The sequence below is a fragment of the uncultured Algibacter sp. genome (assembly GCF_947487605.1).
In the GTDB taxonomy this organism is placed as follows: Bacteria; Bacteroidota; Bacteroidia; order Flavobacteriales; family Flavobacteriaceae; genus Algibacter_D.
The window spans coordinates 208,358-222,812 of record NZ_CANKXK010000004.1 but is presented as its reverse complement, the minus strand read 5'-3'; the positions used below and the strand labels follow the sequence as shown (position 1 = coordinate 222,812).

10 protein-coding genes are annotated in these 14,455 nt (G+C 32.9%); all 10 read right to left on the bottom strand.

Annotation, left to right across the window (positions count from 1 at the left end):
- Positions 1–143 precede the first annotated feature (143 nt).
- Positions 144–848, bottom strand: coding sequence for a FadR/GntR family transcriptional regulator (locus Q0739_RS06510; protein ID WP_298237895.1), 705 nt, complete (start codon positions 846–848; stop codon positions 144–146).
- A 272-nt stretch (positions 849–1,120) separates the two neighbouring features.
- Positions 1,121–2,050, bottom strand: coding sequence for a polysaccharide lyase family 7 protein (locus tag Q0739_RS06505; protein ID WP_298237894.1), 930 nt, complete (start codon positions 2,048–2,050; stop codon positions 1,121–1,123).
- A 24-nt stretch (positions 2,051–2,074) separates the two neighbouring features.
- A complete protein-coding gene (locus tag Q0739_RS06500) occupies positions 2,075–2,989 on the bottom strand; it encodes a polysaccharide lyase family 7 protein (protein WP_298237893.1) in 915 nt (304 codons plus the stop codon).
- A 9-nt stretch (positions 2,990–2,998) separates the two neighbouring features.
- Positions 2,999–4,756, bottom strand: coding sequence for a PKD domain-containing protein (locus tag Q0739_RS06495; protein ID WP_298237892.1), 1,758 nt, complete (start codon positions 4,754–4,756; stop codon positions 2,999–3,001).
- A gap of 27 nt (positions 4,757–4,783) precedes the next feature.
- Positions 4,784–5,764 carry a hypothetical protein gene (locus Q0739_RS06490; protein ID WP_298237891.1) on the bottom strand — a complete coding sequence of 327 codons (981 nt, stop codon included), beginning with the start codon at positions 5,762–5,764 and terminating at the stop codon, positions 4,784–4,786.
- A gap of 21 nt (positions 5,765–5,785) precedes the next feature.
- A complete protein-coding gene (locus Q0739_RS06485) occupies positions 5,786–7,300 on the bottom strand; it encodes a RagB/SusD family nutrient uptake outer membrane protein (RefSeq protein ID WP_298237890.1) in 1,515 nt (504 codons plus the stop codon).
- A 16-nt stretch (positions 7,301–7,316) separates the two neighbouring features.
- Positions 7,317–10,412: a TonB-dependent receptor gene (locus Q0739_RS06480; protein ID WP_298237889.1), complete on the bottom strand. Its 3,096-nt coding sequence runs from the start codon at positions 10,410–10,412 to the stop codon at positions 7,317–7,319.
- A gap of 380 nt (positions 10,413–10,792) precedes the next feature.
- Entirely contained in the window at positions 10,793–11,140 is a 348-nt protein-coding gene (locus Q0739_RS06475) for a cupin domain-containing protein (RefSeq protein WP_298237888.1), read from the bottom strand.
- 17 nt (positions 11,141–11,157) lie between these two features.
- Positions 11,158–13,419, bottom strand: coding sequence for an alginate lyase family protein (locus tag Q0739_RS06470; RefSeq protein WP_298237887.1), 2,262 nt, complete (start codon positions 13,417–13,419; stop codon positions 11,158–11,160).
- On the bottom strand, positions 13,412–14,440 hold the full coding sequence (locus tag Q0739_RS06465; protein WP_298237886.1) for a polysaccharide lyase family 7 protein: 1,029 nt from the start codon (positions 14,438–14,440) through the stop codon (positions 13,412–13,414). The genes Q0739_RS06470 and Q0739_RS06465 overlap by 8 nt, the downstream gene beginning before the upstream one ends.
- Positions 14,441–14,455: the final 15 nt, after the last annotated feature.

Below are 14,455 nucleotides of genomic sequence, written 5' to 3'. Positions count from 1 at the left end.
GAACGTCGCTTAAGAAAAGACAACATGTGCCGTATTGAATGTCATAATAATATAGTTTGACTATATTGTGTAGTACACTCCCCTCCTAATATATTTATTCAAAAAATGAGAGCGTGCATTCTCATTTTTCAAATCAATTTATTTTATTTCACATTATAGCAATATTGATATAATATACTAAAATGGTCTTTCATTTTTTGTTTTGCTAAAACAGGGTCTTGGATTTTAATAGCTTCAAAAATTTCCTTATGCTCATTAATTCCTAAAACTGATAATCTTTTATCACAAACATGATATTTCTCAAAATTCATAATTATTTGTGGCGTTATAGTAAGCATAAAGGTATTCATAGTACTATTCCCACTTGCCTTTGCAATTGCTAAATGAAACAATAAATCTTCTTGAACTGCATCTTCTCCTGATAATGCTTTTTTTTCATAGGCATCTAGTGCTTCTTTGATTTTTTTTAAATCTTTATTTGTACGTCTCAAGGATGCTAATCTAACTGTTTTTAATTCCAGTAAAATTCTTGTTTCTACTAAAGATTTAAAACTAGGCGACTCTAATCTTAAAATATCATCAATCATCCCATTCATAGCAATAACACCAATGTTGGCAACAAAAGTTCCACTTTGGGGAATCGATTTTAATATGCCATAAAATTCCAACTTTTGAATGGCATCACGAACATTGCTTCTACTTACTTCAAATTTTTCGGATAACATTCTTTCGGAAGGAAGTTTATCCCCTGGTTCAAGATTTTTATAGTTTATTAATTCTTTAATCTTAACGATTATTGAATTTTGAATTTCCTGATTATCGCTTACCGTAAGTACCTCTAATTTCATACACTCTAATTTAACGCTCCAATAAGATGCTAATACAACTTCTATACAATGATTCCTATAGTGATTAATTTATTTCCTTTTATTGTCAATCTCACAACTCAAACAAATTGGTTAACCAAAAAACCTGCCTAAATTTAAACAAAACAACACAATATTCTTTGATTTTTTTGTCAAATTTCACTGGTCATTAAATGACCAGTGAAATTTAACTTAAACTAAACTCAAACTATAATAAAAATATTATTCTCTTTATGTCTATTATTTTATAAATATTAATGAGTCACTTCCAGATTATAATATTTAATCCTTGCAAATGCTCCTGCATCAATTGATGATAAATAATTCCCTGCTTTAAAATAATTTTCAAAAACGTTCCATTTTTGAATATGTATATCATTATAAACAACAGATTCTTCATCATTTAAAATCACTTCCATGCGACCGTTTGTAACTTTTACCTCTAATGTAAATTTGTCAAAGCCTACATATTTTGAAAAATTATACCCTTCATCATCTGTCCATGAGTTTGTTTTCAAAATATCTACATCTGACACATTAATATCTTTAAGCTTTTTTGTTTTCACTCTTATATACCCATAATTCCAATATATTTTTAGCATTGGTGGTGCATTATTATCTTTTTGTCCAATTAAATCTCGTTGTGCATTGGTTAACCTACCATGAATTTGCATAATAATGGTTCTATGATAATTACCATTGCTATCTTTTGATATTTCATCCATTGATAGTGTTCCCTTCATGTTTCCTCCTTGTCCAAACGTCCAATTTGTATTATTGCTTCCAGACACCATTTGCTCTCTTAACTCTGTTCTAGAGTAAGAAGAATTTGCTGTTGAAGCTCCTGGATATGTATAAAATACTAATGCTCCATTTATAGAATCGTTATAAAAAAATGGTTTCAAAGTTTCGTTAGTTCCATAATTTAGAATTTCTGGAGGTTTTACTTCTGTTGGATTACCAATAGGCAACGTTACTTTCCAATTGTTTAAATCAATTTCTGGCAGCTTATAAGTTACTTCTTCCTCATCATTAATAATTTCCTCATCGCCATTATCATCCTCATTACCAACAGCAACAGGCACATCATCTGAACCTCCATTCATACAACTAAAGTTTAGGCTAGTAATAAGAATTAAAAACATTCCTAAAAAAAGCTTTTTAATATAGTTTATTGTTGACATTATAATTTATTATATAAATTTTAATTAATGACTTACTTCTAATTCGTAAAACCTAACTTTTGAAAATGACCCTTTGTCTCTTGATTGAAAATAATTACCTGCCTTAAAATAGTTTTCAAAAATACCCCACCTTCGCATGTGAATATTTTCATAAACTTTGAATTCATTACCATTTAGAATAATAACCATTTTACCCTTAGAAACTTTTACTTCTAGTGTGAATTTTCTAAATCCAACTTCCTCTTCAAAATTAAAACCATCATCATTATCCCATGCATCTTCATGTAACATTTCTTCATAGGTTGCATTTAAATTTTTAAGCACTTTAGTTTTTACTCTAATTTTACCTTTATCCCAATATATTTTTAAAATGGGAGGCGCATTGTTGTCATCTTCACCAATTAAATCTCGCTGTTCATTGGTTAAACGCCCATGAATTTGCATGATAATAGTTCTATGATACTTGCCATCAGAATCTCTAGTTGTAGCTTCCATGGCTATTTTACCTTTCATATAGGCTCCATCAGCAAACGTCCAATTAACATTATTATCTCCTGGTACCATTTGCTCTCTTAACTCAGACCGTGTATACTTGGTATTCCTAGTTTTGGAATCAGTTGGCATCGCATGAAATACTATAGCTCCTTTTGTAGAATCTATATACATATATGGCTTAGCTACTTCTATATTGGCAAAATTCAATATTTCTGGTGGGTCTATTTCAATAGGTTTGCCCTTATCATTTGCTACAGGTAAGGTAACTTTCCAATGGCTTAAATCTATATTAGGCAGCTTAACCTTCTTTTTTTTTCTTCTTTTCTTCTTTTCAGTTTTCACATCCGATTCTGTAACACTACTTTTCTTGTTTTGAGAAGTAGCGTTAACAGATAGAAAGGCTATTAATCCAATTAGCAATATATTTCTTCGGAAGTTTTTCATGATACTAATTTATTCTACTGGATAAACTTTAACATTATCTACAAAAGCATCTACATCTGTAAATGCGTAAATAAATATAGATACTTCACCAACAGAGTTGGATCTAAACTGAAGTTTCACTGTTGTTCCTCCTGAACAAGAATTGTCTGCAAACTTTCCTTTTGCTTCGGTACCAATATGCTCAACCAAAGGATTACTGGCAAGAGCAACATCACTGTCACTATAATGACCATTTAAAATTGCAGCAACTACACTGTTAGTTTCGGCTCCTCCTGTTTTTATAGCATATTCGAACTCAAAAATATAATCTGTATTAGGACTTAACGTAACTGCTTGGTATGCATATCTAGTATCATCAGGGTCGGCAGCACCATTTATATCATCAGCACTATTACCAGATGACCATTTTGCTCCTCTTGTTTTAGATCCAGTTTCTGTTCCGTCATATTCTGTACAAGACCCATCAGAAGAACCGCTAAAAGGGTTTGAATTCCCAGGAGTGTTGGCTATTTTCCAAGGCGGGTACACATCACCAGAGCTCCCATTAAAATCTCCCCATAAAATCTCTGGATTAATAGGACCTGCTGGTCCACCTACAGTAACTTCTTTTGTAATAGAAGTTGGTTTATTTATAAAATTTGTAGTTGTTAATGTTACCATATATGTTCTTTCCATACCATCATCAGTATAACTATATGTTGGATTTGCATCAGTTGAGCTACCTATACCATCTCCAAAATCCCAACTATAACTGGTTGCGAGTAAAGACGCATCTGTAAATGTAACATCAAAATCACTTGCTACATCATCAAAAGTGAAATCGGGAACTGAAAGTGGTTCTCTATAAAGATAGATGTTATCTACATTAAGAGTTGCCTCATTATTTGCAGTGCCTCCTGTAGCTAGTTCTAACGTTATTTCATCTATTTGAGTAATTCCTTCAGCAGCAAAATCAATATCTATACCTGTCCACGTATCACTTTCTAAGGTTTGCTCAAAAGTTTTACCTCCCATTGTTATTTTTACTTTATCAATACCAATTTCATGAATAGAATGAAGATCCATGTGAAGATAATCTGCGGAAGATCCCGTTCCAAAAACATCTGCAATAACAATTACAGGGTCGAAAGTAATAGATGCAGCAATAGTATTATGTAGCCTAGAATATTGAATTACTTTATTTTTTATATCCCCAACTTCTACTTCATTATATTCTGCATCATCACTATCAAAATTAGCCCCTGACAATTTATTTGTATAAGCAGTAAAAGCACCATCAATTTCAATACCATCACTAAAAACAGCATATACATTTTCATCAAGGATAGTTGGTGATGAAGGTGAAGAAGATAACGTAGTAAGTTTATGCTCCACTGTTACATTTCTAGTCTGAACAACATCTGGGAAACCCTGATTGGATTTTGCGGTTACCGTTATTGTATAAGTTTCTTCTTCAACATTATTAGGGTAATCGTAAGTAGCTGTACCGGCATCTTCTGTAATTGTTATAACATCATCCGTACTATTTGGATCTCCAAAATCTACTACATAAGACGTAACCCCCAGACCTTGTGGGCGCACAGTAACTATAGTTCCGTCTCCATCCTCAATTTTAACAGTTATGGCATGACTTGGAAATGTAATCTCTGTTAGTCCCGTACCTCCGTCGCCTTCATTAGGAGCAACTATCGTGTCATCATCTTCACATGATGAGACTATAAGCCCTGTTATTAGTAAGGCAAATATTCCTTTTCTTAATAAATTCATAATTTCTACTTGTTTATTATTATTTTATTATGGTTTTGGATACACATTTATATTGTCTATATATGCATCCTGATCTGTTTCGCCAGAAATCCAAATTGAAACTAAACCACTCTCATTAGAAGTAAACTCCTTTTTAACTGTTACAAAGTTTCCTTTACCATTAAGTTCACTAGCAACTGACTCTGTCAAAGGTGCACTAGCTATAGCATCAAGTGCTGCATCAAAGTGACCATCTAAAATTTGCACTGTTATATTACTACCAGGAGTAGCGGCAACCTTTATAGCATACATATACTCAATAACATACTTAACCGTACGATCGGCTGTTGTTGGAGACACAGTTAAAGCTTGATATGCATATCTTCTACTACCTTGATTTGCAGGATTAGAAGCACTAGCTGAAAATTTCATGCCTCGAGTTTTACCAGGAGCAGGAGTGCCATCATATAAAAACGGAGCACCATCACTAGAAGTATTAGGGGTATCCTTAGATATCCCAGTAGTGTCATCAATTTTCCAACTAGGATTAAAACCTTCTTCCATATCTCCATTAATAACTATTGGATTAATAGGCACAAATACATCTCTTATTTCTACTATTTGCTTAATAATTCCTGATGCATCATTTGCATCAAGAGCTGTGAGTGTTACTTCGTAATCACCTTCTCCAGCATCAAATCTTACAAAGGCTACATCTGTTTCTGTTGAAGTATTTTCTGTACCACAAACAATAACACCATTAGTATCTTCTTCACATACTACGCCTTCACCAAAATCCCATTTATATTTTGTAGATTCATTAGATTCATTGGTGAATGAAACTATTTTAAAATCTACTGGATTTGGAGTATAGCTAAAGTTTGCTTCTGGCAAAGTGAGGTCGGGAATAGAACCTGTATCGGGTAAATCAAACTCAAAAGCTTCTTCACAGCTTACCACGAAAGTTATAGCTAATAGAGCTAACACTAAACCCATAGTGTTTTTTAAAGCATTCAATTTCTGTTTCATGTTTTCTAATTTTTTATGTTATTAGTAACCAGGATTTTGTTTTAAAAGCCCTTTACTTAAATTAATTTCTCTAGATGGAATTGGTAACAATAAGGCTCTAGCATTATAGCTAGGATAAACTGTTATATCTTCATCATTATCTCTTGCAGAATGATCTTGCAATACAGCATCGGCAACTCCAAATCTTAACAAATCGAATAAACGCTGATTTTCAAAAGCCAATTCTACGCGTCTTTCTAGTAACAATTCTTCTTGTGTTATAATTCCATCAGCATCATTAGCTAAACCAGCACGATTTCTAACAGCGTTGAATGAGCTTAAAGCAGCTGGAGTATTAGCATTACCCGTGCCTGCCATAATAGCTTCTACATGCATTAATAATACATCGGCATAACGTAATACAATCCAATCATTACCAGCATCTCTAGGATTAGCACCATAAGTTGGAGCAGCTGGGTCTGTAGTAATATCAGTCCCTTCAGGTAAAAACTTTGTAACTTCAATTGAAGGATCTAATGGATCACCAAACACAGCATAAGAAACTGCTGTTCTATTCCCTCCATTTAAAGTAAAATCTTCTACTAAATTAGGGTTAACAATGTTTAAACCATCCTGTCTACCTTGACGCTTAAAAGAGGTGAATTCAGCCGTAAAACCTTGGCTTTCATTTGGATTTCCAAACTCATATCGAATAACAAACATAACTTCGTTATTCAATTCATTGTAAAACACATCATTAAAATCAGTTTGTAAACTAAACGACCCATCAACTATAATAGCCTCACATAAATCTTTTGCTCCAGTATAGTTAGGGGTTGGTTGCGATAAATACACTTTAGCTAAAATCCCTTGTGCTGCCGCTTTTGAAGCTCTAGCTTTATAACTATTATCTAAATTGGCAACTGCATCTTGTAGATCTGAAACAATTTGTGCATAAACTGCTGCTTTAGGTGCTCTGGTAAAGAGTAGTTCATCTTCATTGGACTCTGCCACGGCAGTTACCAATGGCACTCCTCCTATAGCATCATTATCACTTCCATACAGTCTAACCAAATTAAAATAAGCATAGGCTCTTAAAAATTTGGCTTCTGCTGTGTATTTAGAAATATTTGAAGCATCTGCTGCATCAACATAGTTAAGAATATTATTTGCTCTAAAAATAATTTCATACATCGATTGATAATAATCTTCTGATTGTATGTTGTTAGCATCTGTTACATACCTGTGAAAATCTGCTCTTGAGCCTTCGAGAGTCGCACTTCTTGTATTGTCTGAGCGGTGCTCGGTCAAAAGAAACTCAAATTGCACGCCCCTATTGTAATTTGAGTTACTCGATTCTGTATTTTCGTTTACCCCTTGTAAGGCGTCGTAAATTCCAATAATCCCAGCTAAAACATCTGCGTCTGATTGAAAGAATCCATCTGCAGCAATAGCAGTATCTGGCAGCGGGTTTAAAAACTCATCTACATCACAAGAAATAAATATCACTCCTGTTAATGCAATAATTAAATATTTTATATTTTTTAAATATTTCATGATTACTTTTTTTTAATTAAAAATTAACATTTAAACCAATTGAGTAAGTACTATACAAAGGTGTACCTGCTCTTTGCGATCCATATGTTATAGGTGAATCATTAGAGTCAATATGTTCTGGATTAAAGCCGTGATAATCATCAGAAGTAATATATAGTAAATTCTGTCCACTAGCATATAACCGTATTGATGACATCCCTAATTTTGATGTAAGATCCTCTGGGAATTTATAACCAATATTTACATTACGTAATGAAAAATATCCTGCATTTTGGACAATATCGTCTGTAAAAATTTTCGCTTGAAGAAACGAGACATCATCAATAATCCCATCATCCACCAACTGTTCTGCACCACCGTCAACAGTTGCGCCACTAAAATGATAGAAATATTGATCTCCAACGTTTCTTACTTGAGCTCCTTGACTTCCTTGAATCATAAAAGAAAAATCTAAATTCCCAAATTTAAATTCATTGGTTAAACTCCAAGTGATATCTGGATAAGGATCTCCTAGAATGGTCTTATCATCATCTGTAATTAAACCATCTCCATTTAAATCTTTAACAATAATATCCTCAGCCTGCCCGTTAATTCTATTATAGGGAGTAGACCAATATTGCGTTGTTATTTCCTTATCTGCAACATAGCCATAAAAAGAAGAAATCGGATTACCAACCAAGTTTATCCATTGTGTATTTCTATCAAATGTATCCACTCCAAGGTTTCCATTGTCGTTACCAAAATCCATTAATTCGTTTGTGTTGGTCGATGCTATTAAGGTCGTATTCCAAGAAAAATTTTCTGAAGAAATATTTTTTGTTCTCAATTCAAGTTCCCAACCTCTATTTTCTACTTCTCCTTTATTTACGATTCCTCCACTAAACCCAGTAACATAAGAAACATCTTGATTTAACAATAAGTTATCACTTGTTCTCTTATAGTAATCTAAAGAGCCTGTTATTTTATTGTTAAGAAAACCAAAATCTACTCCGGGATTAAACTCTTTAGAAGACTCCCATTGTAATAAGGCATTGGCAATATTTCTAGGTGAAAAACCTGCGGCGATAGCGCCCTCATCCGTAAGCGCATTGGTGCTTTGTAATAGCGCCAAATAAGGCCAAGTATTAGTTAAATCGTCTCCAACATTAAAGTTTTCAGAACCTGTAAGACCGTAACTCGCTCTAAACTTTAATTTGCTTAGAACATTACTATCACTTAAGAAATTTTCATTATGCGCATTCCACCCTACAGATACTGCAGGGAAATTACCCCACTTAGATTCTAAACCAAAAACAGAGCTACCATCTCGTCTAATTGAAGCATTAAATAAGTATTTATTTGCGTAAGCATAGGTAACCCTACCAAAATAACCAATCTTTCTAATTTTAAGATTTATTTGGGCATCTGGTGCTTTGGTGATAATTGTTGCTCCCTGTAAGTTTTTAAGCAAATCATTTGAATATCCGCCTCCTTCAACAGTAGTCGTTTCCGTTTTTCTCTTTTGAATTGTCGTACCCGCTAATACACTTATTTCATGATCACCAATTGTTTTATTATAAGACAAGGTATTGTCTGAAATCAATCTAGATCTAAATCTATTTCTCAACTCATAACTTGCTGGATCTCCATGGTGATGCTGTGTTCCATCCCACCTTGTTCTTTTACTTTGTTCTAAAGTAACCCCAAAACTTGTTTTTGCTGTTAAACCCTCTAAAATCTCATAACTTAAATATGTAGACCCTAATAATTTGGTCTTAAACTGATAATGTTCTCTTTCAGCATGTTGTGCATAAGGGTTTTGATCTCCTGAAGTACGCGGGGTTGTATTACTACCATCGCCATTTATATCCAATTCATCCAAATGATCTTCTCGAAAATAATCTCCTATCCCAACATTTGGATACGCATCTCTATCTATAAACTGAAGCGTTTCTGCTGTATGATAAATAGGTAACCAAGGCGATTGTCTTATAGAATTATGTATAGATGAAGATGAAGGTATTGTTCTTTGTTTTGAATAAGAAGGTGTAGCACTCAATCCGAATTTAAGCTTATCGGTCAATTTAGAATCTACTTTTAATTTTGCAGAATACACTTTGTAATCATCAAAAATTACAACGCCTTCATCGTGAAGATATCTTAAAGCTACACTAAATTTTGTGTTTTCAGTACCACCTCTTGCAGAAAGAGAATGACTTGTAATGAAGCCTCCATCAAAGATAACATCTTGCCAATCTCTATCAATACCTGTTACCTCTATTAGTTTTAGTGCGTACAAATTACCATTAGAAATAGACTCCGTCTCAGCCAATTCTACAGCTGCCCAATCGGTAGCATTTCTCTTATAATCATCACTCCCGAAAGCTGATTTATAACCCGTGTAAGTGTCATAACTAAATTTTGTTTTTCCTGCTTTCCCCGTCTTGGTAGTAATCATAATTACCCCATTAGCTCCTTCACTACCATAAATAGAAGCAGAAGCTGCATCTTTTAAAACCTCAAAAGATTCTACATCATTCATGTCTAGAGTTCCAAGAAAGTCAGGGTCTACAATCACACCATCTACAACCACTGCAGGACCAGATTCAGATGATATCGAGCCCGTACCTCTAATTCTAATAGTAGGAGCTCCTCCAGCCTCTGCATTTGACGCAGAAATGTTTACCCCAGAAACTTGTCCTATTAATGCATCGTCAACCCTTGCTACAGCTATTTGATCTAAACTTTCGTTCACCACTTTAGAAATAGAACCGGTAAGATGTGATTTTTTCTGAGTTCCATAACCCACAACAACAACCTCATCTAATTGCGCTAAATCTTCGGTAAGCGCTACATTAATTGTTTTTTGATCTCCTACTATTACGGTTTGAGATTGAAATCCAACATAAGAAAATTGTAGGACTTCGCCTTTGTTCACTTGAATTTGATATGCGCCGTCAAAATCTGTGGTAGTACCCTTAGTGGTATTTAGCACAATAACATTTACACCAGGAATTGGTATGTTGTCTGTAGCAGACACAACCGCTCCTTTAACCACAGTACTATTCTGTGCAATTAACACAATATTGAAGAACAATATCGCAATTAGTGTTAGCTTAGTTTTTAAATTCATAATTAGTTTTTTTTGTTTAAAGTTTAATTAGTAGTCTCCTACTTTTGCTTAGCTTATAGAAATTATACAGCTAAAAAATCACTTTATTAAAAACAACCGTTCTGATAAAATTTTTTGTAATTTTGTTGAACACATGTTTTATGAAAGTAATGCATGTTTTGAGTTTTTACTTCCCTCCTAAAAGAAGTAAATGATTTTTAAAGGATAGGCGTGCACCTATCCTTTTTTTGTACTATTTTTTCATATTAATTTTTGATTTTGTTTAGCATTATACATTTAGTTAGTAATTTATCTGGAAAACCAAATTGGTTTACCAGATTGGTTTCCCAAATATATATTAATTTTTTGTTAAAACAAATTAATTATGAATTTTAACAGTGTTATTCCATAAAATCTTCTCGGATAGGACTGAAAACATCTATCAAAATACCTGATTTAGTACATTTTGCTCCATGAAGCACATTTGGTGGGATGTATACTGAATCTCCATCTTTTACAGTTTGAGTAACACCTCCAATAGTAAATTCCCATTCTCCATCTATACAATAGGTTACTTGAGAGTGGTAATGTTTATGTTCATAACCAATACCATCTGCTTCAAAGTGTACTTTAACCAGCATGATTTTGTCATCATATCCCATAATTTTTCTTTTTACACCTTCTCCTACAGTTTCCCATTCTTGGGCTTCATCTAATAAAAATTCTTTGCTTGCTCCAAATGTTTTCATAATCTATTCGTTTTTATTTATTTAAAATAATAAGAATCTGACCACTCATAATTCTTATCATTGATTTTTAACGTATGCTTTGCTTCTTTTGAAGTATTTATATTTGCTGTAATAAATAGCTTGGTATTACCATTTACATTTACAATTTCTATTGCTGTGTAATCTTCAGTATCTAGAACAATATTTAATTCTTTTATACTACTGTTTGAGTTTACAGCAGATTCTGTAACTGGGCTGTATGCTCCATGTGCTTCAATAGTAGATACAAAAAGTGTGTTTTTAGTATTTTTTCTTCTTAGCATTATTGCAGCCTCTCTTCTAAGATTAAATTCTGGATCGTTTGCTCCTATTCTTGTAAACATTAACTCATCCTCACTATTAGTTACTGAGGTTAAAGTGTAAAACTTACCCTTATTTAACCACAATAATTTACTGTTTTCATTTAAAGCTTTTGCTATTCCTTCAACATACAAATGTTGATATCCATTTTTGTTCCCTAAAGTATTTAATGTATTAGGCGTTTTATAAATAAAGTTTGTTTGTATTACTTGCCCTAAGAAGTAATAGGGGAAATCATATTTGTTTGCTTTATTAGAAGTTACCTTCATAATATCTAACATATATGGCTTTTCGAAATCTTCGTCTTTTATAATTGCCATTGTACGGAGCATTTCTGTTCCAGGATATGCATTATTTTCTTTTGCACTTACAACTTGAACGTTATCATTTTCTGTGGAAAAATAGTTTAGTACCGAATGATACTGACTTCCTATTTCATACTTCCCATTAAAATGAGAGGTTTCATTTTGTATTACTGTATTATGTGCAATGGTTTGTTTTGCCCAAGTCTTGTTTTCTTTTAGGTAATTTCCTCCTCCTTTTTGCTCGATATTTACAAATCGTGATAAACCATAATCTTGAAGGATCTCTTCGCCGTTTTCATATAAAGAATAAGACAACTTATCATAATGGCCATGACTAGATCCTTGGGCTGTATATTTAAAAACTAATTCAATATCTTTATTTCTTAACACAGCAACACCACCCTGTTTTCCATTTGATCCATCAGATAGGTTAATAGATTTTTTATTGAAAGGTCTTGCTTTATCATTTTTAATACCAAGTGCTACTGCTAAACCAGAATTATCTAATAAAACACGGTCTTGAGCAGAGGCTATTGATAGCAAACCTGGATCTTGAGCACCAAAATGATACGAAATATCTACTGCTGTAACTAAAGCATTATTGTAATAGGACATTCCTTTTTGACCATCGTTAAGCGTGAAAAATTCACCATCTGCATCAGATAAATTTAACAAAGTATTAATCGATTTTAACAATACACCTTCTTTGTATTCAAATATTTTTAGTTCTGGTTTTACATTATGTAATCCTTCTGCAAAAATTAAAAAAGGATACATAGCGTAACGTTGGTAATATGGCCCTTCATTATAATAACCATCTGGTGAAAAAGGTTCTTCTATGTTTGCTAAAAACCCAGCTTTTCCATTTTTGTTTAAAAACCCCCCATCATCATCTTTGGCAGTTTTATCTAAACCTACATCTTTAATCCCATATAAAGCACGTTCAATTAATTCTTGATCGTTCATTACCAAACCAATCATACCAACAGCGGCATTTCCCCATGTACTATGGTTGTGCACTCTTTGGTAAAATTGCGGACTGTTTATAGAAATATGATCGGCAAATGGTCTAAATAAATTAGTTTCTAGCGTATTGCGTTCTTCTTCAGATAAATAATTATAGACACAATCATAAGCCTGACTTACATAAACCAACCAGTTGGAATCGTTTAGGCATTGCCAGAATAATTTGCCTCTTGCATATGATCTTGTTTTTGGATGCAGTGGTAATGTTTTATACATTTCCTCATATTGCATTAACATATCTTTTACATACTTAGCATATTTCTCATCATCTAAAATTTGATACAATACACCTGCTTTTTGTAGTACTACCATGTTACGCTTATGACGAACATGTGTGTATCCACCAGAATAATCTACTGGTATTGGTGTTTCTATTCCTAGTTCTATTTCTGCATCAATTTCTGCCTTTACATTTTCTAAAGTTTTATCGAAAATTGGAATATTACCCAATTGCGCTCTTATATCTTTAACACCTTGTTTTGTTAAAATTAAACTAGGATGTTGAGTATCTAAAACTTTTAAATCTGTTTGTACTGTAGTATCTTTACAAGATGTAAAGACTAAGAACAAGGTTAATAGTATTATTTGATAATGTTTAAAACTAATCATTTTCTCTTGTTATTTGAGTTCCTTCACTTAAAGTAGCAGCTTTAAACCAAACTTCTGCATAGCTCCCATTTGCATATTGTTTTTCTATATCACCATTATATGTTTCTGATTTAGTAGACTTCCCGTTAGCTTGATTATAAGCACCTTGCTTAAAAAACTGTAATTCACCTGCATATGCATTTTTACGTTCAAGACCATCACGACCTCTTTTAGCGTAGGTAGCTAATACTTGTTGGGGAATATCTGATTTTTTTGCAAAATCTGATTTCAATAAATTCTTTGCGAATTTTATAGTTTCATGACCTTTACTTATAAATGTTAAATACATAATGCCCTTATAAACATTTACTTCGTAGCTAAATTCTTCTCCTAAAGCAATGCCATCTTCTGGCTCTTTTGGATACTCTGTTGGACTTGTTCCTACAACAGAAAAATCATAACCCCAGACTGCTGTTGAAAAATCCCATCTTCCAAAATTATCTCCTTCGGTATTGATTTCATAATTCCAAAAAACAGAACCCTTTTTGTGGTCTGGAAATTTTTTATAAAAGATTTTTAATGGTTCATTTTCATGCCCTTCATCGCTATGAATCTGACCTATTACCACAGAATATGAAGATGATACATTTGCATTTCCAGTCGTGGAAACATGCATTACTTTTAAAATACCAGTTAATTTCCCACCTTCTTCTGGAATCCAATGTTTCTTTTCGCCTAATTCTGTTCTGGTATTGCTTGATGTTCTTGAAGTAACACCAGAATTTGGTGTTTTATAAACAACCCAATCTGTATCTTCATCCCTTTCTACATAAAAAAAATCATCTTTTTGGAAATTAACTAAATTTTCAGATCGGGTTCCATCTCCTAAAAGAATCTTCCATTTATCCATAAACGGAATAACATCACTTGGAAATTTTGTTTCATTTTTAATTTGAACAGTTTCAACTGAAGTAACTTTAGAATTATTTTTACACGAAACTACTGTAAATAGTATAATTATAATGAATAATGGTTTTTCCATATTAAATTTGATTTC

What these genes read in the sequence shown, in the direction of transcription:
- Q0739_RS06470 (WP_298237887.1), bottom strand. Translation starts at nt 13,419, where the DNA reads ATGATTAGTTTTAAACATTATCAAATAATACTATTAACCTTGTTCTTA.
- Q0739_RS06505 (WP_298237894.1), bottom strand. Translation starts at nt 2,050, where the DNA reads ATGTCAACAATAAACTATATTAAAAAGCTTTTTTTAGGAATGTTTTTA.
- Q0739_RS06500 (WP_298237893.1), bottom strand. Translation starts at nt 2,989, where the DNA reads ATGAAAAACTTCCGAAGAAATATATTGCTAATTGGATTAATAGCCTTT.
- Q0739_RS06475 (WP_298237888.1), bottom strand. Translation starts at nt 11,140, where the DNA reads ATGAAAACATTTGGAGCAAGCAAAGAATTTTTATTAGATGAAGCCCAA.
- Q0739_RS06465 (WP_298237886.1), bottom strand. Translation starts at nt 14,440, where the DNA reads ATGGAAAAACCATTATTCATTATAATTATACTATTTACAGTAGTTTCG.
- Q0739_RS06480 (WP_298237889.1), bottom strand. Translation starts at nt 10,412, where the DNA reads ATGAATTTAAAAACTAAGCTAACACTAATTGCGATATTGTTCTTCAAT.
- Q0739_RS06510 (WP_298237895.1), bottom strand. Translation starts at nt 848, where the DNA reads ATGAAATTAGAGGTACTTACGGTAAGCGATAATCAGGAAATTCAAAAT.
- Q0739_RS06485 (WP_298237890.1), bottom strand. Translation starts at nt 7,300, where the DNA reads ATGAAATATTTAAAAAATATAAAATATTTAATTATTGCATTAACAGGA.
- Q0739_RS06495 (WP_298237892.1), bottom strand. Translation starts at nt 4,756, where the DNA reads ATGAATTTATTAAGAAAAGGAATATTTGCCTTACTAATAACAGGGCTT.
- Q0739_RS06490 (WP_298237891.1), bottom strand. Translation starts at nt 5,764, where the DNA reads ATGAAACAGAAATTGAATGCTTTAAAAAACACTATGGGTTTAGTGTTA.